At 53.8% G+C, this 22,523-nt stretch carries 21 protein-coding genes; 13 read left to right on the plus strand and 8 right to left on the minus strand.

Features of this window, described 5'->3' with window-relative positions; translation table 11 throughout:
- Positions 1-361 precede the first annotated feature (361 nt).
- The 5 genes from ACGJAX_RS21635 (at position 362) to ACGJAX_RS21655 (ending at position 6,408) form a co-directional block, all read left to right on the plus strand.
- Entirely contained in the window at positions 362-1,144 is a 783-nt protein-coding gene (locus ACGJAX_RS21635; protein WP_390956090.1) for a TSUP family transporter, read from the plus strand.
- A 297-nt stretch (positions 1,145-1,441) separates the two neighbouring features.
- Positions 1,442-2,779, plus strand: a complete 1,338-nt coding sequence (locus tag ACGJAX_RS21640) for an OprD family outer membrane porin (RefSeq protein ID WP_390956091.1) — start codon at positions 1,442-1,444, stop codon at positions 2,777-2,779.
- A 308-nt stretch (positions 2,780-3,087) separates the two neighbouring features.
- The gene (locus ACGJAX_RS21645; RefSeq protein ID WP_390956092.1) at positions 3,088-3,864 is read left to right on the plus strand and encodes an alpha/beta fold hydrolase; all 777 of its coding nucleotides are present in this window, start codon (positions 3,088-3,090) and stop codon (positions 3,862-3,864) included.
- A 134-nt stretch (positions 3,865-3,998) separates the two neighbouring features.
- Positions 3,999-4,538, plus strand: a complete 540-nt coding sequence (locus ACGJAX_RS21650; RefSeq protein ID WP_390956093.1) for a cytochrome P460 family protein — start codon at positions 3,999-4,001, stop codon at positions 4,536-4,538.
- Positions 4,539-5,016: 478 nt separating this feature from the next.
- Positions 5,017-6,408 carry an MFS transporter gene (locus tag ACGJAX_RS21655; protein ID WP_407075264.1) on the plus strand — a complete coding sequence of 464 codons (1,392 nt, stop codon included), beginning with the start codon at positions 5,017-5,019 and terminating at the stop codon, positions 6,406-6,408.
- 149 nt (positions 6,409-6,557) lie between these two features.
- Here the strand turns inward: ACGJAX_RS21655 and ACGJAX_RS21660 are convergent, their stop codons facing one another.
- Positions 6,558-7,397: an NAD(P)-binding domain-containing protein gene (locus ACGJAX_RS21660; protein WP_390956094.1), complete on the minus strand. Its 840-nt coding sequence runs from the start codon at positions 7,395-7,397 to the stop codon at positions 6,558-6,560.
- 4 nt (positions 7,398-7,401) lie between these two features.
- Positions 7,402-8,313, minus strand: coding sequence for an SDR family NAD(P)-dependent oxidoreductase (locus tag ACGJAX_RS21665; RefSeq protein WP_390956096.1), 912 nt, complete (start codon positions 8,311-8,313; stop codon positions 7,402-7,404).
- Positions 8,314-8,572: 259 nt separating this feature from the next.
- On the opposite strand from ACGJAX_RS21665, the gene ACGJAX_RS21670 reads away from it, so the two are divergent.
- The 3 genes from ACGJAX_RS21670 (at position 8,573) to ACGJAX_RS21680 (ending at position 10,365) form a co-directional block, all read left to right on the plus strand.
- On the plus strand, positions 8,573-9,493 hold the full coding sequence (locus ACGJAX_RS21670) for a LysR substrate-binding domain-containing protein (RefSeq protein ID WP_390956098.1): 921 nt from the start codon (positions 8,573-8,575) through the stop codon (positions 9,491-9,493).
- Positions 9,494-10,000: 507 nt separating this feature from the next.
- Positions 10,001-10,159, plus strand: coding sequence for a hypothetical protein (locus ACGJAX_RS21675; protein ID WP_390956099.1), 159 nt, complete (start codon positions 10,001-10,003; stop codon positions 10,157-10,159).
- Complete coding sequence (locus tag ACGJAX_RS21680; protein ID WP_390956100.1) at positions 10,156-10,365, plus strand: hypothetical protein; 210 nt, start codon at positions 10,156-10,158, stop codon at positions 10,363-10,365. Before ACGJAX_RS21675 ends, ACGJAX_RS21680 begins: the two co-directional genes overlap by 4 nt.
- Positions 10,366-10,593: 228 nt before the next feature.
- Here the strand turns inward: ACGJAX_RS21680 and ACGJAX_RS21685 are convergent, their stop codons facing one another.
- Both ACGJAX_RS21685 and ACGJAX_RS21690 read right to left on the minus strand, forming a co-directional pair.
- Positions 10,594-11,349 carry an SDR family oxidoreductase gene (locus tag ACGJAX_RS21685; protein ID WP_390956101.1) on the minus strand — a complete coding sequence of 252 codons (756 nt, stop codon included), beginning with the start codon at positions 11,347-11,349 and terminating at the stop codon, positions 10,594-10,596.
- Positions 11,350-11,360: 11 nt separating this feature from the next.
- On the minus strand, positions 11,361-12,575 hold the full coding sequence (locus ACGJAX_RS21690) for an MFS transporter (protein ID WP_390956102.1): 1,215 nt from the start codon (positions 12,573-12,575) through the stop codon (positions 11,361-11,363).
- Positions 12,576-12,726: 151 nt separating this feature from the next.
- Here ACGJAX_RS21690 and ACGJAX_RS21695 point away from each other — a divergent pair, with 151 nt between their 5' ends.
- Complete coding sequence (locus ACGJAX_RS21695; protein ID WP_390956103.1) at positions 12,727-13,305, plus strand: TetR family transcriptional regulator; 579 nt, start codon at positions 12,727-12,729, stop codon at positions 13,303-13,305.
- Positions 13,306-13,308: 3 nt separating this feature from the next.
- Here the strand turns inward: ACGJAX_RS21695 and ACGJAX_RS21700 are convergent, their stop codons facing one another.
- Positions 13,309-14,229: a LysR substrate-binding domain-containing protein gene (locus ACGJAX_RS21700; protein ID WP_390956104.1), complete on the minus strand. Its 921-nt coding sequence runs from the start codon at positions 14,227-14,229 to the stop codon at positions 13,309-13,311.
- Positions 14,230-14,299: 70 nt separating this feature from the next.
- Between ACGJAX_RS21700 and ACGJAX_RS21705 the strand changes: the two genes are divergently transcribed.
- A complete protein-coding gene (locus tag ACGJAX_RS21705) occupies positions 14,300-15,214 on the plus strand; it encodes an NmrA family NAD(P)-binding protein (RefSeq protein WP_390956105.1) in 915 nt (304 codons plus the stop codon).
- Positions 15,215-15,534: 320 nt separating this feature from the next.
- Entirely contained in the window at positions 15,535-15,714 is a 180-nt protein-coding gene (locus ACGJAX_RS21710) for a GIY-YIG nuclease family protein (RefSeq protein WP_390956106.1), read from the plus strand.
- 407 nt (positions 15,715-16,121) lie between these two features.
- Here the strand turns inward: ACGJAX_RS21710 and ACGJAX_RS21715 are convergent, their stop codons facing one another.
- Entirely contained in the window at positions 16,122-17,000 is an 879-nt protein-coding gene (locus ACGJAX_RS21715; RefSeq protein WP_390956107.1) for a DNA-binding protein, read from the minus strand.
- Between the two features lie 78 nt (positions 17,001-17,078).
- Between ACGJAX_RS21715 and ACGJAX_RS21720 the strand changes: the two genes are divergently transcribed.
- Together ACGJAX_RS21720 and ACGJAX_RS21725 are read left to right on the plus strand one after the other, a co-directional pair.
- Positions 17,079-18,179: a tyrosine-type recombinase/integrase gene (locus ACGJAX_RS21720; protein WP_390956108.1), complete on the plus strand. Its 1,101-nt coding sequence runs from the start codon at positions 17,079-17,081 to the stop codon at positions 18,177-18,179.
- Between the two features lie 80 nt (positions 18,180-18,259).
- Positions 18,260-19,423, plus strand: coding sequence for a hypothetical protein (locus tag ACGJAX_RS21725; protein ID WP_390956109.1), 1,164 nt, complete (start codon positions 18,260-18,262; stop codon positions 19,421-19,423).
- 660 nt (positions 19,424-20,083) lie between these two features.
- Here the strand turns inward: ACGJAX_RS21725 and ACGJAX_RS21730 are convergent.
- Together ACGJAX_RS21730 and ACGJAX_RS21735 are read right to left on the minus strand one after the other, a co-directional pair.
- Complete coding sequence (locus ACGJAX_RS21730) at positions 20,084-21,526, minus strand: TniQ family protein (protein ID WP_390956110.1); 1,443 nt, start codon at positions 21,524-21,526, stop codon at positions 20,084-20,086.
- Positions 21,527-21,528: 2 nt separating this feature from the next.
- Positions 21,529-22,515 (minus strand): ATP-binding protein, encoded by a 987-nt coding sequence (locus tag ACGJAX_RS21735; RefSeq protein ID WP_390956111.1) that lies wholly within the window; start codon positions 22,513-22,515, stop codon positions 21,529-21,531.
- Positions 22,516-22,523 lie beyond the last annotated feature (8 nt).

Raw genomic sequence — 22,523 nt, forward strand, 5'->3', positions numbered from 1 at the left:
ATGCGCTCGAAAGGAAGGATCTCCCCATTAGAATCTGCGCTTAAGTCCGCCAACGGATCCGTTAGATCCAAGTCTCGATTTGCAGGCAGTGCCTCCTAATACCGGTAATCGACAGCATTGGCACCCACGTCATGAGGCCAGCTAACGCTCAGTCGAACGTCGTTGTTTTTAGACCGAACCGCTGACCATTTCAGCGGATGAAACGCTGGATTGTAAAAGCTGGTCATTCCGGAGTTTTAAACAGGAGTGGAGGATGGCCCGTCGGCGCGATTAACGAGTCGAATGCCCATATCCATCTGACATCGCACCTTGTCACAGCGGTTCGCCGCATAGGCAACATGCGTGACCTCCGGAGAGACCCGTGGAATTTCTGCTCTATTTAGCTCTTGGCGCTTGCGCTGGAGTATTGGCTGGCCTGTTTGGTGTTGGCGGCGGACTCATCATCGTCCCAGTGCTTGTGTTCAGTTTCACCCTACAGGGCTTTGACAGCTCGGTACTGACGCATCTGGCAGTTGGCACCTCACTGGCCACCATTATCTTTACAACAATCCTGTCCGTACGAGCCCATCATCGCGCCGGCGCAGTGTATTGGAGGGTATTCGCCTGGATGACGGTCGGCATTCTGATCGGCGCCGGGCTGGGTTCAGTTACTGCCAGCTTCATCGCCGGTCCAGATTTGCAGAAGATCATTGGTGTCTTCGCGATCGTAGTGGCGATCAAGATGGCCCTGGACTTTAAACCAAAAGTCAGCCGCGGATTACCGAGTAAACCAGGTCTGGCCCTAGCCGGCGTGTTTATCGGTTGGGCTTCCGCCATTTTCGGAATTGGCGGCGGCTCTATGACTGTGCCGTTCCTGACTTGGCGCAGCCTCACTATGCAGCAGGCGGTAGCGACATCCGCCGCTTGCGGATTTCCTACTGCGGTTGTGGGTACGATTAGTTTCATGATTCTTGGATGGCACGACCCAGTGCTTCCAGCGCATAGCCTTGGTTTTATTTATCTGCCTGCGGTGATCGGTATTGCTCTCACCAGTATGTTCTTCGCACCAATTGGAGCGAAGCTGGCACACAAGCTTTCACCCAGGACACTGAAACTGCTATTCGCTCTGATGTTGGTGGGGGTTGGAATTGATTTTCTGACCTGATCCGTCGGCTTGGAAGCGGCTCCTTTAGGTGAGCAGAGAGCGCCAACGCGCGGCCCCATGGCGGTTTCCGGCATAGCCGACTTGCAGCAGAGCCCCCTAAGGATTGGCGCTTGCAGGCACTGTAGGGTTTGTAATACCTCAAATGCTCAAAGTGAAAGTTGGCCTCCTTCCTTTTCAACCGAGGGTCTGCTGCTAAGCTCACTCAATTGCGGTCACAAACGGCAGTCCGCATTTGGTGAATTTTCAAACGGCAGGGATGGGTCCGTTTTAATTAGCGCCGGCTTCTCGGGAGCTTCTATGCAAAGAACAACCCTGCCAGCCGCGATTTTTCTCGCCGGGTTCTCGATTGGGGCCAATGCCGCAGATGCTAACGGGCACGGGTTCATCGAGGACAGCCAGACGACCATCAGCAATCGCACCATGTATTACTCAAACGATAACCACGATGGTGGGGCCGATCAACGCGAAACGGCTACAGCACTCAAGTTCGGGTTCGTTTCAGGATTCACTCAAGGCACAGTAGGTTTCGGCCTCGACGTGGCATCCCTAGTAGCTATTCATTTGGACGGGGGCAAGGGGCATCACCCCGACGCTAACACTTTCTTCCCCAGTGACACGGATGGCTCAGCAGTCCATTCATGGAGCAGAGCAGGTGCGAACGTCAAAGCGCGTTTCTCTAAAACGGAATTAGCCGTCGGCAATATTTTCACGCCTAACCTGCCAATACTCGTAGCCACAGACTCACGCTTAGTCATACAAAACTTTGGAGGCGGCATCATCACTTCCAAGGAAATCGACAGCCTTACGATTACTGCCGGAAAAATTGACCAGTCTTCGGGTAGGGCTACCAGCAACCCGACTGGACTGTCTGTTGCAGGTGGCACCAAGGACTCAAACGATTTCCGCTTTGCGGGGGCGGATTGGAAGGTAACCAAGGATCTGCTACTCCAGTACTACTTCGCCAGACTGGAAAACTATTACACACAGAGTTACCTGGGATTGGTGCACGTATTTCCCCTAGGCAATGAGCAATCATTCAAAACAGATCTGCGTTACTTCGACAGCAACTCTGATGGGAAAAACGGCGACGTCGGGTACCGCTTCAACAACAACGGAGGCTTTGCGAAAACACCTGGAGAGGTTGATAACAAGACCTGGAGTGCAATGTTCACCTACAGCCTTGGAGGACATGCGTTCCTGCTCGGTCACGAAAGCGTCAGCGACGATGGGGGGTTCGTTTGGCTCAACCAAGGCAACGTCGTAGATAGCCGAAATCGTCCGGAGGGTAACGGCGGTACAGCGTTCTACCTATTTACGGATGCCATTGTGGGGAATTTTTCCCGGGCCGGCGAACAGACGAACTTTGGTCAGTATTCCTATGATTTTTCAAAGCTGGGTGTGCCCGGTCTGAAAACTTCGATCTCCTACCTCAGAGGTGACGACATCAAGGATGTTGCAGGTGGCAGTGATCACAAAGAATGGGAACGTGATATGAGGGTTGACTACGTTTTTCAAGATGGGCCTTTGAAAGGTTTTGGCACAACAGTGCGCCATGGCACCTATCGTGGTGATAGCCCCGTAGTACCGGACCAAGATCAAACACGTATTATCTTCAACTACAGCTATTCGCTGTAAATCCCTTCTGGGACCTGGAGCCTTTCCTGCCGCCCTGCGAAGCAGCATCAAACCGCATTAGGACGCTAACGCGTCCACGACCATTTCACGCAGTGAAACAGAAGATTGTTTTTTCTGGTCGTTCTCACCCCCTTGATTCAAGCAGACCATGACCCTCGCAGTTATCCGATTTGCTGTCCGTCGTTGAGACGTGTGTCCTAAATGCTCGGACGCTATGGCACTCCCTTCCACCAGGGGGCGTAGGCGTCTCCACGTCAATTTCAAATCGACCTCACTGCGTCAAACCTCTTCACATACAGGAACACTCGATGAACAAGTTATTCGCAGGTCTGGCCCTGGCGACGGCAATGGTCAGCTCGACCGCTGCGCTCGCTGCTCCGGTCAAACCGACCGTGGTGTTGGTGCACGGTGCCTTTGCCGATTCCAGCAGCTGGAACGGTGTGGTCAAGATTCTGGAAAAGGACGGCTATCCGGTGATTTCAGCTTCCAACCCGCTTCGCTCGCTCAAGGGCGACGCACAGTCGGTCGCTGATGTACTGGCAAGCATCAAGACCCCCATCGTCTTGGTTGGTCACTCTTATGGCGGTCCAGTCATTAGCGAAGCTGCTTACGGAAATGCCAACGTCAAAGCCCTGGTGTACGTCGCCGGTATTGCACCCGATGCAGGTGAATCCACTGCCGACCTGGCTGGCCGCTTCCCAGGTAACACCCTGGGTCCAACCCTAGCACCGCCGGTTGAATTGGCCGACGGCGGCAAGGACCTTTACATCCAACAGGACAAGTTTCACGACCAGTTCGCTGCGGACGTGTCGAACACCGACGCCAAAGTGATGGCTGCGACCCAACGCCCTGTGACCGTAGCCGCGCTCAATGAAAAGTCGAGCGAGCCCGCGTGGAAAACCATCCCTTCGTGGTTCGTTTATGGCGACAAGGACAAGAACATCCCGGCGCAAGCCCAAGTGTTCATGGCTGAACGTGCGCATGCCAAAAAGACCGTTGTGGTCAAAGGCGCGTCCCATGTTGTGATGGTTTCCAATCCGAAGGTTGTTGCCAGCCTGATTGAAACGGCTGCCACCGCCAAATGACGACTGCTCGCAACCGTCAATGGAGCGGTCGCGGCATTCGATCTACCGCATCTGGCCGCAAGGCCGGATGCACTTGCAGACCCTCGACAACGTAGTCGACAAAACTGCGTACATTCATCGTTGGAGAATTTGTGATGACTTCAAAATTTCTCGTTCTGACCGCGACCATCGGTTTTTTCAGCGGGGTGTTTTTTTCGATGGCTGCATCCGCTGATTCAACCCCCGCCCCCGCCGCAGAAGGATCGCCAGTGTTTGGCGTGACACTCCCGCCGGGCTATCGAAACTGGCAATTTGTCAGCATTGCTCATGAAGAAGGTGACAAGCCCGACATCCGCGTCATTCTGGGAAATGACATCGCCATGAAAGCGTTCAGGGAGGGGACTCTCCCATTTCCAGATGGCACCATCATCGCTCGACTCGCCTACAAGTATGAGTCTTCCGCGCAAAACAACGCTGTTTTTGGTCGGAACCAGTCCTTCATCGCTGGGGACCCCACCAACGTCCAGATCGAAGTCAAAGACTCTAAGCGTTACGCCAGTACGGGTGGATGGGGTTACGGGCAGTTTGAAAAAGGCAAGCCCAATCCCAGTGAACAGATCATCAACGGCTGCTTCGCCTGCCATACAAAATTGCCCCCGGCGACAGATCTGATTTTCACAAAGTACTCCGAATAACTGACCGTCGCAGGTACTCAGCTTGGTACCGATGGCCAGGTAGAGATCGGCAAATCTCCTATCTTCAGCACGCTGAAGGCTTAACCAGGGACACGATATCTCCGACTCGTATCGAGGACTTCTGCCCTCCAAGCTTTACGTTGGTCCTGGACAGATGATTTCTTCTCATGTTTGTGCTCATGCCTTGTCCTCCTCGTCGGGGAGAACAAGGTGGATCAGTCGCAGTGCATAGAGGCTGCTAACCGCCACAAAGCTGACTTTCACTTAAGACGGCATTTAGCCAATGGGTATCTCGCTGCGACCAAGAAGACACGAAATATATCTATAGGCTGCACTTATCTAAAGGATTGCATATCGGTCTTGGACGCTATCAAGCAAGCGACAGAAGATTGCTTCACACCTAAGCACCACCCATTGAGCAATTCCAACGAAGCAAACTTGATAGAAGAAACCAGCTCTTCTACATCTAGGAGTCAGCATGTCCAGACTAACAACAATGGATGCGGAGACCATCAGTTCTCAGCCAGATGGGTTGCCTGAAAACGCCCGTCGCCTCGCTATATTTTCTTTGGCGATCGGTGTCGCCATGGCGTCACTCGACACCGCAATAGCCAATGTAGCTTTACCTGCAATAGCCACTCAATTGCAGACAACACCTGCATCATCGGTTTGGATCATCAACGTCTATCAGTTAGCGATGGTTGCAACGCTCCTTCCATTCGCTGCGCTGGGTGAAATCATCTCCTACCGGCGGGTTCTACTCTTCGGACTGTTTTTATTCACCTTGGCATCGCTTGCCTGTGCTCTAGCCTGGTCGTTGCCTTCACTGGTCGTAGCTCGGTTATTTCAAGGAATAGGGGCTAGCGCCGTTATGGGTGTGAATACAGCCATGCTTAAAGCTATTTATCCGACGCGCATGCTAGGACGTGGCTACGGAACCAATGCCTTGGTTGTTGCGGTTGCTTTTGCAATCGGGCCGACCATGTCATCCCTTATTTTGTCAGTCGCCAGTTGGCCATGGTTATTCGCAATCAACGTTCCGCTTGGCTTGGTCGCACTTTTCCTGGGGCGCAAAGTATTGCCTGATACCCGCCGGGCAACCCACAAATTTGATGGTCTGACTGCCCTCTACAACATAGTCGCGTTCAGCTTTTTGATTTTGTTATTCGGGGATGCTGCCCACCAAGAAAAACTCACTACCCTAGCATTGGAATTGGCCGCAACTGCCTTGTTCTTCGCACTACTCTTGAATCGGCAGGCAGACCATAAGGCGCCGATGCTGCCGATTGATCTGCTGCGTCGGCCCATGTTTGCGCTTTCTGTCGTGACGTCCGTATGCACCTTCGCAGCACAAGGACTGGCGTTCGTAGCCCTGCCGTTTTATTTCTTTACGGCGCTTGGAAAATCCCCAGTAGAGGCTGGTTTTCTAATGACGCCATGGGCTGTCATGGTAGCGATAATGGCCCCAATTGCCGGCCGCTTGAGTGATCACTATTCTCCCGGCGCACTAGGCGGAATCGGCCTTTCAATACTGGCGGTTGGGTTGATAGCTCTAGTACTTATGCCTGATGACCCGTCGACTTTGAATATTAGCTGGCGCATGGCTATGTCAGGCATTGGGTTTGGTTTTTTCCAAGCTCCTAACCTCAAAGGTTTTATGGGCAGCGCGCCACCGACACGTGCCGGCAGTGCAAGCGGAATGGTTGCTACGTCAAGGTTGGTTGGACAGGCAATTGGTGCTGCGTTGGTTGCTTATTGCTTCATGTTATCGAGCGAGCATGGAGCATCGTTCGCGTTATGGGGAGCCGCTGCATTCGCAGCCACTGCAAGCATTGCAAGCTTTGCGCGAGTCGTTGCTGTGCGAACTTGAAATCGCGAAGGCCAGCATACTTTAAAGGCCGCTCAGCCGATTGCTCCCTCATAGGCACTAATCGGCCAGAAGCGGGGACCCGCGCAGCCGGACAGCCCCCACCTTGTCTACGCCAGCTGACATCGATATGAGTTTCTGATTGGGAGGCTTCAGACGGCGAGCTGTCCCACCAGTTCCACTAGTCCATCAGCACCTGCAAGGCAGCGGTCACGTATGTCTTGGGGATTCAAACCAGCATCAAGAATAGCGTCGGCAAAATGCTCTATGTCTTTGCGCATAAGTCCCTGAAGATGCGGTGCAATATCTGCGGTGATCTCGTTGTTGATCGCTCGCAAAATTGTGCTCGAACCGCTGCTCACAGCAATGACCTCATGCAGCTGTACCAAGTCCATACCTACGGATTCACCCAAGCTAAAGACGTCTACTGCGTTTTTCAGATTGGACATGGTCAAGGCGTTGTTCAGAAGCTTCGCCATCTGGCCGGCGCCTGAAGGTCCTAGCAGAGAGACTTTCCGGGAGAAAGTCTCGAAAACTGCACGCATTTGAGAGAAGGCCTGCATCTCGCCACCCACCATAGTGGTCAACGTACGAGCCTGCGCGCCTGGTCTTCCTCCGCTTACAGGAGCATCAAGGTACGTGATTCCCTGCTGTTGAAGTTCAGCAGCTAGACGGCGACTTTCTCTCGGATCGCCGGTGCCATGGTTTACAAGAACGGCGCCGGCCTTCAGCCCATCCCGTAGCCCGCTATCGAGAAGACTTACGATATCCTTGTCGTCAGTGAGGCAGAGACAGACAACATCGCAACTCTCGGCAAGCGTCAGTGCCGTTTTTTCAACAATGCAAGGCGCCCCTGCTATGGCTTCCAATGATTGGGGACGGCGAGCCCAAATGTGCAGCTCAAATCCAGACTCGGCGATTGCTTGAGCCATCGGACCACCTTGATCACCTAGCCCGATGAAGCCTACTTTCAGGGTTGTTATTTTGGACATGACTTCACCCAATCATCCGCGTGGCAACATCCCACAACCGCTGCGCGTTATCAGGGTCAACAGCATAAGGTGCAACGCCCGTGTAATCGGCAGGCCGTTTGGTGACCACCAGCGCTTCATTACAGTCCTCGAAATAACGGCCACCAATGCCTTCTAACAGAGGAGACGCCGCAAGCAATACCGATGTCGCTGCGCCTTGTTGCACGTTCTTCTGACGTTCAATTGGCGTCTTAAGACCACCGGTGTGCTTCTGAAGGTTGGTTGCAATTGCCCCAGGATTCAAAGCGTTAGCGAAAATGCCCCGCTCCGCCCAGCGACGGGATATTTCTACAGCGATGAGCGCACATGCCGATTTGGCTTGGGCATATGACGCAAAAGCATCGTAGGTGCGGAAGTCGAAATTGATGTCATCGAAAACAACTGGCCCCAACAGATTAGCGTTTGAACTCAGCGACACAATTCGTGCACCTTCGGCTCTGATAAGGGCGTCCTGCAATCCAAGCACGAGTGCAAAATGGCCGAGAAAGTTGGTTGCAAATTGCATTTCCAAGCCCTGCGATGTCAGCTCTCGCTCAGGAACGGCCATGATCCCTGCGTTATTGACCAGGATATCAAGTGGATCTGACCAAGACTCCGCGAACGATTTCACAGAGGACAGATCCGCCAAATCGATTGCGCGTATATCAACGGTACCCCGGCCCCCAGAGCGCAGTTCGGTGGCAACCGATTCCGCCGCTTCCGGACGCCGTACTGCAAGCGTCACGCTTGCGCCGGCATTGACCAATGCGCGCGCTGTCTCAATACCAATACCGGAGGCCCCACCCGTTACGATCGCCCGTTTACCAGTGAGGTCAACCCCTTCAATAACCTCTTGTGCGGTTGAATGAAACCCGAACGGTGTAGTGATACGCGTCATGAATTTTTCCTCGCATGTTTATGGCCGCTGGGTCGAACTGACTTGCGGGATCACCGGATGACCGGCGGATGAAGCCAAGCGGCGACTTCTCCGACTCCCAAACGGATCGTGCTAAACCCGAATCCCGGAATGCTCGGAACGCCACTATTCCCACTATGAAGTCCCGATCCGCGTAGAGTTGCTGCGATCCAAGATAAGCCTCAGCACTGTCGCAAACAATCGGGCTAATATCGGATGAACTCATGCAGGAATTGGCACAATGCAGAAATCCGGTCTCCTTGAACTTAACGCCGTGGTCGCCGTTTCCACTCATCGCAGCTTTCGTCGTGCGGCCGTGGAATTGGGAATGTCGCCATCAGCACTCAGTCATGCCATCGCTGCATTGGAGAAGCGCCTTGGCGTGAGGTTGTTCCACAGAACCACGCGAAGCGTTTCTCTGTCTGAAGCCGGGGAGCAATTTCTGGTTCGTGTGCAGCCCGCTCTGCGTGATATATCCGCGGCCATGGAGGCGGTAAGCGAATTCCGCGATACACCGGCGGGCACCCTACGCTTGAACACCTCCGAAGGTGCTGCACAAATGGTGCTGACCCCAGTGGTACTGGAGTACTTGAGGCGTTATCCAGACATGCGGGTAGACATCGTCACCGATAGAAGTCTTGTTGACATCGTTGCTGGAGGGTTCGACGCCGGTATACGGTTGGCGGAAAGCGTTCCGCAGGACATGATTGCCATTGCAATCACTCCCCCACTCCGTTTTGCGGTGGTGGGTTCCCCGCAGTACTTCGCGAAATGCAAAAAACCAAAGGTTCCGGCAGATCTCCTCGCACATAACTGCATACGCGTACGCTTCCCCAGCGGCACGATCTACAAATGGGAATTCGAGAAGCGTGGTGAAGAGCAATCAGTAGACGTCAGCGGATCGTTGACGCTCGACAGCCACCACCTGATGTTAGAGGCCGCTTTGCAAGGCGCCGGCATCGCCTGGACTAATGATTTCGCCGCTTCTTCCCATATTGCGTCGGGAAGCCTCATTCGCGTATTGGAGGACTGGACTCCTTCATACCCGGGGCTGCGCCTTTACTATCCTGCGAATCGCCATATGCCAGCGGGACTCAGGGCTTTCGTCAACGTCGTCCGTGAGATTGTGTCGCAGAATTCGATCAGTAAAAGAAAAGGCTAAGCTTTACGCTCAGGCCGGGTATCCTTCGGCATCTGTTGCCCATCGTCGCTTTATCGTGCTAGGAATTCTTTATAGAAGGTCATTTGCCTACCAGCAGACAAAAACGCCCCGTAGGCTCAGCGAAGTACGATCGAATGTCCAGCAACGCTCCTGACCTCATCAGTCCATCGCCTTTCTAGCGAACCCGGAATGATCGAGTAAAAGCCCGCGTTGGTTTTCTCGCGCGTAATCACTCGAAACATTGGGTTATCACTCTTTGCAGAAGCGGAACCTATTTCTTCATCAGCAAACAGGTTAGAGAGCGCGGAAATCTCAATCTGGTCGAGGGGCATAGAAATCTGTTCATTTACTCAGCAGACTTGAATTGCGTGGCCGGACGAAAGCCAACTTCAAGATTTGTCTCCAATGCCGCACGCCAGGCCGATCAGTTCGGCCGGTCGACGTTTGAGCCGCTCAACGATGATTTTCCGCCCCCGTTTCCAAGTGGTCATCAGGATGAAAAGGCCGATGCCGGCGATCGACGCTTACGGCGCGGAGCGATGTGATGAGTTCAAGAGCATGGCTATGGTCTCGCAAGAGTTTTTTGGCTGCATCGAACTGACTTTGCTGGTCGCCCCTACCCCAAGCGACTGCTACGCTTTCCTCTCCACGGAGGAAACACAATGACGAACTCAGACCTGCTGCCTTCCCTGCTGTTTAAGCTCAACGAAAATCAGCTTGCCTTGGAGGCTGCCATATTGGAGCTTTCAAATTGGGCAGAGAATCAAGGCGCAACTGAAGCCGCAGACAACATTCGTGGTGCTCTGGTTGCGATAGACCGAAACGAAGAATTTATCAAAATGACTTTGGCTGTGATGATGACGCCGGACTGACTGCCGCCAAAAAGCGGCCACTTCATCTAAAAGCTTCCGAGCATCAAGGGTCGTCAACCCCTCTAATTATTTGATCACGCCCTCTCTACTCTATTTAACCTATTTGAGAGCTGGCTCAGTCACAGCCAGCACTCCAAAATTCACTTCCCGCAAAATATATGCGCCGCCTAATTGGTCGTTGAGCAGCGCATCGCCTCGGTATTTGTCTACGACTGCTCGACCTGCTAATTAAGCAAGGTAACCACCGTTCACATCCAACACGGAGCCGGTTATGTAGCTCGCCGTCGGCCCCGCAAGGAACAAGATGCCTGCTGCAACTTCTTCGACGGTTGCCATGCGGCGGATGGCGTGTACATCCATCAGGCTTGGTGGCAAACCGTCTTTGGAGGCAGCGGCCATATCGGTGGCCATCAGGCCTGCCTGGACAACGTTGACCGTAATGTTGCGTGCACCCAGATCACGGGCAGCACCCTTCGAATAACCAATGAGGGCAGCTTTGGTGGCGGCGTAGTCAGCAGTGCCCGGGAAACCGGCACGAGTACCGAGCCCGGAACCAACGGAAACGATGCGACCACCCTCCGGCAGATGTTTCACAGCGGCGCGGATGTTGGCGACAACACCTGCCACGTTGATTTTCCACTGGCGATCCATTGCATCGTTGTCGATGCTCGGGTCATCCAGCGTCTTGCCTTGCCAAGCCACGGCTGCGTTGTTCACCAACACATCGAGGCGGCCGAAATGCTTGACCACCTCAGCCATCAACGCGTCGGCCGTTTCTGGCGCGCCTTGATCCGCCTTGATCGCACGGGCTTTCACGCCACGGGATTCCAGGTCCGCTACCACCGCCAGGGCCTTGCCTTCGGACTCGACGTAAGTGATCGCAACATCGGCGCCCTCATCAGCGAAAGCCCGTGCAGTCGCAGCACCCAGGCCGCGTGAACCGCCAGTGATCAGAACAACCTTGCCGCTGAATATCTTGCTCATAAATGATTTCTCTATTTCGGTATATACAGTGTGGGTATTTCGCTTTTCGAATCTTTGCTAAGTCCTTTGAGTAACAAGGCAGCGATCAAACAGAGCACGCCAGCGACGATCATCGTGTCGCTCGCGCCCATCGAATCGATCATCAACCCACCGCTGAATGCACCCAGGGCAAGCGCGATTTGCGCCACACTCACAAACAGTGCGGCGCCGCTTTCATAGTTGTCGGGAGCAGACTGGTACATCCAGATCTGCATGCACACCGGGATCGTGCCAAAAGCGAAACCCCAGGCCGCCGCAAGCCAGTAAGCAGACACCGGCCCCTCGACGAACAGCCCACCGAGCGAAATGGTTGCGCCCAATAAGGTCGACATTGCGATGAAGGCTCGGCGAATGCCTTTGGCAGCCGCCACTTCGGCAAAGAAATTACCGGCGACGCCGAACAGGCCATAGGTGAATAGCAACCAGGTCAGGGTTTGCTGATCGACATCGGAAAAGGTTCTCAGGAAAGGCTCAAAGTAGGTGTATCCGGCGAATTGCCCGGCAAACAGAAACACCGTGGTCAGCAGACCAAGCCGTGCCTTGTTGACGGAAAACAACGCGCGCATGTGGTGAAAACCAACGGACTGATGGATCGGCAGCGATGGCACCAACCCGACCTGGCCAATCAACACCGCCATGCCCAACGCGGCGTTCGCCAAAAACGCATGGCGCCATCCCAGCCACTCGCCCAGTTGGGCTCCGGCAGGAACTCCAAGGATCATGCCGATTGAAATGCCCGCTGAAATCAGCGCCGTCGCACGAGCACCTGACGCTTCTGCGACCAGTCTGCGGCCTGCGGAGACGGCAAACGTCCAGAAGCCGCCAACGGCCACTCCCAGAAATACGCGGCCTACCAGGAGCATGGTCACATCGCTTGCAAACGCAACGATCAGGTTCGAGGCGCAAATCAAGACGGTCATGCACAACAACATCACGCGCCGATCAAGCTTGCCCGCCAGCAATGTCAAAACAGGCGCCGAGAACGCGGCGACAAGGCCTGGCGTGGTCACGCTCAGGCCGGCAAATCCTTTGGTAATGCCGAGGCTGGCTGCCAGCGGCGTCAGCAAGCCAATGGGTAAAAACTCACTGGTGACCAGCAGGAACGTGCCGGCGGCGACAGAAAGAACGGCTAGCCACGCCTGCCAGGTTGACGCGGGACTTTCTACGTTTTCACTGGATGAAGGCATGAATCGACTCTATTTAATACCGACCGTTACGGTAACGAACGGTATTTAAATTCAGGGCCTGAGTCAACATATTCAGTAACGATCTGTATTTTAACTAGGCATTCGCTCAACCTATGGCTGATAATAAGGCGTCTTTCACTCAGGAATCGATATGGGACGGCAGCGAGAATTTAGCCCGGAGGAAGCGCTCGACGCGGCGCTAACCGAATTTTGGAGCAAGGGCTATGAAGGTACTTCCTACGCCGATCTCAGCGCAGCGACCGGCGTCGCCCGCCCCGGCCTGTATTCCGTATTTGGCAACAAAGAGGAGCTGTTCTTCAAAGCACTTGACCGCTATGAAACGCTCTACATGGGATTCATGACTCATGCGCTGACGTTGCCAAAGGCAAAAGCTGTGATTGAGGCGATTCTGGTGGGCTCGATCAATCTGCAAACCACCCAAGAAACTGCAAAGGGCTGCCTTGGTATCAACGGAGCTATCGCATGTACCGAGCCCTCGGAGCCTGTCCGCCAAGAGCTAATACGGCGTCGCATACTTTCCGAAAAGGCTTTGGCAGTCCGATTGCAACAGGCCAAAGATGACGGAGATTTGCCGTCGAACGTAATGCCGAAAGACCTGGCACGTTTCGTTATGACGGTGACTCAGGGTATGGCTGTACAAGCTAAAGCTGGGGTAAGCAAAGCTGAACTGCGGCGTGTAGCGGACATGATGCTGGCTCAATTGCCGTAGGCGTCAATCGGCACGGAAGTGTTGGTAGAGTGATTGCTGAAAATGCTCCAACAGAAAATCGACGAACACCCGTGTTTTGGCCGGCAAAGATTTTTTCGACGAGTAGTAAACCGAGACCACGCCTAGATCTACATACCAATCTGGCAATAATCGAATCAGCTCACCGCGTTGCAACCTAGGCCATGCGCAATCCAAAGGGAGCAACGCGACACCTAGCCCCATCACAGCACAGCTACACATCGCTTCTGGGTCGTTCATGATCGCCGCTGGCTTCAGATTAACGTCGAACCGCCCTTCCCCAGAATCACGAAGCGTCCAGCTCAGCAAACGCCCTGAGTTTGTCGAACGCATCACGATGCCATCTACCCCCTGCAAATCGCTGGGCGTAGAGGGTAGCGCTTTACCCTCCAGCCAAGAGGGCGCAGCGACAGCCACGAGATGAAGTTTGGACAACTCGCGCGCGATGACGCCAGGTGACAGTTCCATTCCACCACCGATAGCGACGTCAAAACCTTCGCCGATCAAATCTACGCGTCGGATTTCCAAGTGCCAATCCGGTATCACAGCGGGGTAACGCTGCTTGAAGGTCTTGAGCAATGGCAATACATAATCGTAAGCGAGTGATGGGGCCAAATTGACCCGCAATCGCCCTGCGGGGACTTCTCGGGCATCACCTATTTGAGCGATGGCATCTTGGATAGTCTCAAGGCCTTCGGAGACCTGTTGATAGAACAACTCTCCCGCCTCGGTAAGGGTGAGGCTTCGGGTGCTGCGTTGGAACAAGCGAGTCCCCAGGTTGGCTTCAAGCCGCGCCACGTTTTTACTCACGGCAGCAGAGGAGACCCCCATCCGCCGTGCGGCTTCGGAAAAGCTGCTGGCTTCCGCGGCACGGACGAAGGATTCGAGATTACCTAGGGTTTCCATAATCATCTCCAACTTTTGGTTAAAGCTAATTCTACCTTTTGAAGACTAATTTATCCTTGATGCTTTGGTCATGATGGCTTCCCACCTGGTTATCAAGATTGGAAAGCAAAGCACCATGGCAAAAATTCTCGTTACTGGCGCGACAGGCAGATTGGGCAATGCCGTCCTGCGTTCACTGGTACAAAAAATCCCAGCATCAGATGTCGTAGCAATGGCGCGTGATACTGAAAAGACCAAGCCTCTGACCGAATTAGGGATTGAGGTACGCTACGGGGATTACACCGACTACGATTCGCTGGTGGCCGCTTTCAAGGGAGTAGAAAAAATCTACCTGGTGTCCGCCGTAGCGTTCAGTGATCGTATTGGCCAGCATAAAAACGCGATCATTGCCGCCAGCCGGGCAGGTGTTCGTCATGTGGTTTACATGAGCATTCAACGGATCAACGATGAGCTGGCACCTATTGAGGGTGTGACAGAGAGCGATATCGCTACCGAGCGATTGCTGGTGAAGTCGGGCCTCACGTACACAATAATTCAACATCCGCTGTACGCCGATGATTTGCCCTTCCTCATCGGTGACAATGCGGCAAAAGAAGGCTTCAGCGCCCCAGTAGGTCAAGGTCGAGCCAGCTTCGCCACTTATGCCGAACTGGCAGAGGCCGGTGCTGCACTGTTAACCCAAACAGGTTATGAAAATCGCACTTGCCTGCTGAATGCGGGACAGACCTGGTCATTCCAGGAGATCGCTGACGGCTTGGCCTTACTGACGGGCAAGCCGATTAGTTACCAACCGATTTCCGTTGAAGCATTTGTCGCCGCTCGCGAAGCTGAAGGCTGGCCAACCGCCGTCGCGAAATTCCTTAGCGGTTGGGGTAATGCTATCGATAAAGGCGCTTTCGACCAGAGCAGTCACGCGCTTGAAAGGCTTTTGGGGCGTAAGCCAAAATCCCTACACGAAATTCTTCGGAAAGTTTATTCCCTCTGAATATCCGTTCTTCGTTCTTCCCATGCCGCTCAGGCGGCTTCCGTGTTAAGTCGCCAGTCTGGCCTTTACCTTAATGTCCATATTCGTCATTGCTCTCGGAGCAGCATTTGATTAGTGGAATCGCTATCTCCTCGATGACAAGGGTGACGTGGTTTTAGTGGCAGAGGCGGAAAGCGCAGGCGGCGAACCCGTGCTGATTGAAATGGCCAATGATGCTGGTCGCACAGCCTATGTGCGCCGATGCCCTGTTCAGGACGTGGAAGTAGGCGGCATGATTTATCTGGAAAACGATATGGGCAGAAGGATTTTATATAATCGGTATGACCGGCTGCTTGGAGTCTATAGATCGGTTGGATGAGTTAGGTGACGCGTCAGTGCCGTTTTGGTTTGACATGCATGCGATGGTCTTCTCGAATAACACTCCTGCATTGGAAGCAAAACTGCACGAGCATTTTGCCGTAGGTCGCCTCAAGAAGGTCAACAGCCGTAAAGAGTTCTGAGATCGAAGCGGTCATTCGAGAAAATTACGATGCTTTCGTCGAAGTTACCCACGAAGCTGCGGCGGAACAGTACTGCGGAAGCCTGCGCATGGCATTGTCTAGACCAGATATCCAACAAGCGGAACGGATGGCAGCACAGAGCTAAAAAGTGCTAACTGGATATGCATGTTTATTGATTGGCCCGGGCTTACCAGGAGCCTTTCTAAAAAGGAAAGCGGAATCGCGTATGAGATGAAACAAATGATACTTCTAGACGATGTCAAACATTGAAAAGTCAGTGATGGATAATCCGAGCGCCCTCCTCACTCCCGGATCGGGACAGCAGGCTGGGACTCGCTAGCGGAGCACATGCCGGCGAGTTCCTTGGTGAAAAGCACTTCGCGTCACATGAACTGCGAACCCCGACATCATTTTAAGGGTTCGCTTTTTGATGCTGTGGGTTTTCGACTCCGCGGCTTACGCTTCACGGCGGGAACCTGACGCGATTGCGTCATTTGTTGCTCGAGCGTTTCAGCACGGGCCTGCTGCGCCGCGGCCCGTTGTTGGGTTTGACTTAGCTCGATCTGGATCGACTCCAGTCGCCGTTGCAACTGCTCGACCTGTCGCCCGGCCTCCTTGAAGTTGGCCGTCAGCGTTTTGCCCTCCTCCCGGGCGCGGTCAACCTCGCGGTGCGCACGATCCTCCACATTGCGTACGTAGCTCTCCTGCGCAATCCGCTCCTGCTCGGCCTTGAGCCGCAACACCTGCAGATCCTGCTGCAATGCCTGGTTGTGTTGCTGAGCATCACCGCGCTCACGCAGCAGCACTTCGCGCTGTTGTTGCAAGTCCTCGATCTGCGTCTGACGCTGCGCCAGCAGCATCTCGAGGTCCGTCAGTCGTGTCTCGACGGCCTGGCGTCCCGCCAAGGCCTCCGACGTCTGCTGACGAAACCGCGCCGCATCCTGCCGCGCCTGCTCCTCTACGGAGGCGACACGTTCGCGTTCGGCAGCTATCACCTGCCGTTGTTCGTTCAGCGCTTGTTCGGCCACGCCCTGTGCCAAGTGAATCGCCTGCTGCCACACCGCAACAAAAGCCTGCGACACCTCGCCCGGCAGTGTCGGCAGGCGCGTCTCGCCGCTCAGCCGCTCGGACAGGCGCGTCCACCATTGATCGAGTAACCCACCCACCCGCGCCGGGCTGCCGCGCCCCAACTCCAAGCGGACGCGTTCCACCGTTGGCCGTTCGCCGCGCGCCAGTACTGCGTCCGCTGCGGCAAACACGTCGTTTTCCGGCACCCCTACCGCCATGCCCTACCCTCCGCTATATTAGATCTGATAATAGAATGTTATCCGACCTTATTTTTTAAATAATGGATTTATCATACGTTGAACGTATTATTTATTACAGATCAATTATCGCTGGTGGACGATACCCCGCTAAACCCGCATTCCCTGGCGATCAACGCCCAGGAAGCGGCGGCGGCCTTTCTCGCTGCCGGCACCGCGGCCAACACCGTACGCAGCTATCGCAGCGCCCTGACCTACTGGTCGGCCTGGCTGCAGTTGCGTTACGGCCAGGCATTGGGTGACGCGCCGCTACCGACCGCGGTGGCGATTCAGTTTGTCGTTGACCATCTGGCCCGCCCCCTGGCCGATGGCGGCTGGACGCACCTGCTACCGCCCGGCATCGACGAAGCGCTGGTCAAGGCGCGCGTCAAAAGCAAACCCGGCGCCCTGGCGTACAACACGGTCATTCACCGCCTGGCCGTGCTGGGCAAATGGCACCGGATCAAGGGCTGGGACAGCCCCACCGAAGCATCGGCGTTGAAGACCCTGTTGCGCGAAGCGCGCAAGGCCCAGTCACGCCAGGGCGTGTCGGTGCGCAAGAAAAGCGCGATCGTGCTGGAACCGTTGCAGGCCCTGCTCGCCACCTGCACCGATGGCGTGCGCGGTATTCGCGACCACGCCCTGCTCCTGTTGGCCTGGAGCGGTGGCGGGCGGCGCCGCTCGGAAGTGGTGGGCCTGCAAGTGGGCGATGTGCGCCAACTGGATGCCGACACCTGGCTGTACGCCCTAGGCGCGACCAAGACCGACACTGGTGGCGTGCGTCGCGAGAAGCCGCTGCGCGGGCCGGCTGCACAGGCGCTGGCCGCTTGGTTGGCCGCCGCCCCTGCGGAAACTGGCCCGCTGTTTCGCCGACTATACAAAGGTGGTAAGGTCGGGACAGCAAGCTTGTCCGCCGATCAGGTTGCGCGCATTGTCCAACGGCGCGCCAAGCTCGCGGGGTTGGAGGGCGACTGGGCGGCGCACAGTTTGCGATCGGGGTTTGTCACCGAGGCCGGGCGTCAGGCGGTGCCGCTTGGCGAAGTGATGGCCATGACCGAGCACCGCAGCATCAGCACGGTGATGGGTTACTTCCAGGCCGGATCCTTGTTGGGTAGCCGCGTCAGCACGCTAATGCCAGCGACAACGGAGAATGACAGCTAAACTTAGGCGCCTTACAAGAACAACGTCAACTCGCAACAGGTAGACGACGTGGATCCCCTTCTGGCGACTGGTAGCTAGCCATGAGCACCTCAAAATCCTTTCTGAACCCGGATTCTGCAGAGTTATACTCATTAAAATTTCCCAAGCAAAAATCAGTCAGAATACGTCGCGATCTTAAGCATTTCGAAGAATGGTTGAAAGCCGTTGCAAATATAGAAACGTCGTTCGATGACGCAGTATTCCATGCATCATTATACAAAATATTCTTCCTCTACAATGTTGCTCTTTATCCGACCTCCAAGGTACAGGAAAATTTCATACCCCCCGAATTTAGCCTTGAACTTCAGCAACAAGGTCTAACTGATTCTGGCTCACTCAGTTGCAGCCAAGCAGCTTCTCGGATCATGACAGCCATTCGCTGGCAGCAATATCACTTGCAGAACTACGAACTGCAGTATTACCGACCAAAAATCGACACATACTCTCTTATGAACGAGCTGATACCCTTTTATCGCAAGCTCAGAGAGCTTGTCAAAAACGGGGAGCTTACCTATAAAAAAGCGACTCAGCCCGAGACAGTATTCAAGGTTTTCAAACGCCGCGAAGTGCCAGGACCTCATTCTATTCGAGACCTTGTAATTCTCATGCTGACTTGGAACGCAGGCTGCACACCAACCGAGATAGTCAATTTTTCATTTCAAAATCTTGAACTGCGGGGCGCACTTGATTGGGCATACCACCGCCCAGATAAGCAAGGGATTGAACCAGTGAAGTTAGACCCTTATACGGTGATTGCTATTCTTGAACTTGTAGGTACACAGCCTGGTATCCCTTCTGGTGAAAAACTCCTCTACTGTTTCGACGACGATAGTGCCAGGCCATTTAGCGAAAATGAAATCGAGATAATCCTCGAGCGACACTACCGCTTCGCCGAAGCCCTTTACGGTTTTGACCCCTATATCAGCATCGACGCCGATGACCTGGAGCTTGACTATTCGCCATCTGAAGAGGACATGATGTCCGACATGCTGACGTTATTCTACGATGCCATGATAAAAAATCCCGGACAGCCGCACTCACTTTCACTCGATGTAGATGACGATATTGACTGGGATGTGGCCGTACAACGCACGCGGAAGGGGCAGCGGGAAAAAAGTCAACCGGATGCTGGAGATACGCCGAGAGATGACAGCGACGATCAGGCCGATTGGGACAGCGCTGTCATCAAAAGAAAAGACTCCTGAATCACGTCAAAGTAGTCGCTTCCGACAAGATTAATTGATTCTCCGCGCAACACGCGCTAAAACAGACTCCTCTCAAAACAGCAATCGATGAAGCCATGGAGGAAGCAGGAAAAACTCAAAACACAGTAACAAAGACAACCCATAAACTTCGCCTCTCAAAACGCAGGTGAAACTTTCCGAGCTAAACGATTATTCCCGCATTAGTTATATTTCCTCGACACCTGGCTCACTTCCACCAGTTGATGGAACTACTGCATACACACGCCGCAAGCGAAGAACCAATTCATGAGCTAATTCAGCTAGAAACGTCGGGCGCGTTATGCATGCGAAACGAGGATTAATTCCGTCAGCCCCTCCGGAATGCGCACCAGCAGTCCGTTGCCAAAGCTAATCCAGCGAGCGACTTCGAAAAGTTAGACGTTGGGTTTCGAGAAGCCTTTGTGATGACAACTGAAATACCATATCCGCTTCCCTGCCTATATTTGCACGGGCTTTTTCTCTGCCACGTTACGCTCTACCCATATGCAGTGACGTGCGGTCGTTTTTAACAGGCGATCTAACGCGTGATTTCACGGAGCAACTGAACACGAGTGGACGCCGACGTGCACGAGCAGGTAGGTAAGAGTGCCGCCTCCATGAAAACTCAATAGCCTTCGAGGCTCAAATACTCAACGATCGGAGCGTCGCTGCCCAATCCCGGTTGCGGGAGGATTTGTACTGGCCTGACGTTGACTCACCCACTTCACCTCCGCAGCTTTTTTGCCAAGATAACGCCGAAATAAACGTTAAGTTCGACTTGCCGCTACGGCCTTCGGAAAAGTATACGGCCCAACACACAGGATGAATCAGGCGGCGATAGCACGCCTCCATCTGTCCCGCTAGCAACCCATGCTGCAACTGGCGTTGCAAAAGCGTGGTAATGTCGCACGCCAATATCTGGCGAAGTAACCAGCGTTCAACTGAGGGAGTACTAGCCCTCTGGAACACGCTGTGCATTTTCTTCTCCGCTATCCACGCGAACATTTTCTTCTCACAACCCGCTGCAGAATAGCTTAGCTGAGATGGTGCCTTGGCATTGCGCCAAAAACTCAACCAGTCCAGATAGGCAACAATGCTATAGGACTGCGTGGGCAGCGAAACTCCTTCCATACCGCGCCACAGCATCGATATCAGGCCGCGCGTCAGACGTAAGCCAGGAAAATGCCGCTTCTTGAAATTCCTGAAAATGGACTTCGCGATACTGGCCAACTCTTGCGCCAGTGCCTCATCGGTTACCACTGGCGCTACGCTCTCCGATAGAATGGCTGGGCGAAAAGTTGGGTATCGAGCAAGAACGGAAGCTGACGAAGCGTCACCGATCAGCGTCTGCAGATCCCGAAATAAATCCGCTTCCACGTGCGCAAATTGCCGAATGGACTCCGACAACTGCAATACGTTATCGCATTGAAAATCTGCGGCACCTGCGATATCAAAATCGACGTTTCCATTCCTTCCAAGACTGAGCAACTCGTGAGCCCGGCGCAAGCGCTCTGCTCCCAATGGACTGATAAAATGTTGCGACTGCCGATCTCGGGGGGGGGCCAGATGCTGACCGCAACGCCAACAGCCATAAGGATATTTGAACAAGTTTGCGTGCATCTCGTAACTTGTTGATGCCCCGCATTGAGGGCATTGGCCGAGTAAACCAATCCCATGAACCGGACAGGTATCCACCAATTGGTATTGGAACAGCGTGTAGTGTCGGCCCTGCGCGAGGCAAGCCGGGCAAAACCGCAATACCAAAGCCGCATGCCTGTCAGATTTAATAAAAGTTGGCGTCAGGAATAAAGATTCGACTTCCCAGGCGCTCAGGCCGAGCAATTCTTGTAATGCGTCGTTCCGCACTGCTCCGATATGGGCAAGATTTTTGGAATGATGCCGCCATGCGGGAGCAGTACCGCTGTATGGCTGGATGATCTTAATCAGTGCCCCGCCTGTGATGACATTGACGTGTGAGAAACGACAAATAATCGAATAAACAGATTCATAAGGAATGTGCCTAGGCCTAAGGCCGCAGTACTTCAACCGAGGTTTGAATAGCTCCTCCCTCAGGGTAATGATCATAGTTAAGGCAGCCCATGGGCGACTACTGAGTTGGCCGTGGCGGCTTGAAACCAGGACTCCTGAATCAATTTCATACACGTTTCCCTGGTCAAGTTGAAATCGGCGCTGTCGTTGTCGGTATTTTCAGTGAGCAACATTTCTATCGTTTTCGTGAAATATTTCATTGGTACTTCCATGGCGACTTTAATATTAAGTTCACGATAGGAGTCGTTGAACGATTGCCAGAGTAAATCCCCAAAACTCTCCAACCGAAAACCTGCAGCGAATGCCTCAGGCAGGAAAAACCGGGTATAAGTCCAATTAGTTCCCTCCGGATAAATTGCACTATCGTAGTAACTAAGGCACTGTACAAAATCTTCTTTCTCCTTAATGCCCCGAAAGGGGTGTTCGTAGAGCATAAAGCGATTCACAATAGCTTCGCCTTCTTCTCCTGTTTTCAGTAGGGAAATTTTTTGGTCAAGCACCAGTCGTTGCCCCACCAATATAGGTATCAACGTGACACCGTGCAGCATCAAATCGTTATATATGTCCTTGATCCAGTCATAATGCGATGGCAGCAGTCGCGAAGCCTCATCCAGGAATAATATGAAAAGTCGCCGAGGATCATTGGATGCCGCATCAACCATGAAGTGTATGAGGCGGGTATGTTTGACGCTTATACTGCATACGTCCTCCCAGCGTTTATGCCCTACCAGTGCCAGCAAATCAGTATAAAAATTCCCTTTGCGTGGTGATATATCGCGCTTTGCATTGTATATCGCCACAGGCACGTGCGGAAAATCAATATCTAAACATTGCCGACAGTACATCATCGCGCTGGTTTTTCCGTAGCGAATTCTCCCCCAAATAACCAGGCCTGAATCTTTCCGCTTGATGACCTTTAGCACCATGGCATAGGTTTCACCAATAGAGTGCGTGGGAATCAAATAGGTCCTATTGCATACAGGATGCTGGTCCAGCGCAATTGGCCGCATATTCTGGATGTCCATAATACCTC

The organism is Pseudomonas moorei, from assembly GCF_042846945.1.
Classification (GTDB): domain Bacteria; phylum Pseudomonadota; class Gammaproteobacteria; order Pseudomonadales; family Pseudomonadaceae; genus Aquipseudomonas; species Aquipseudomonas moorei.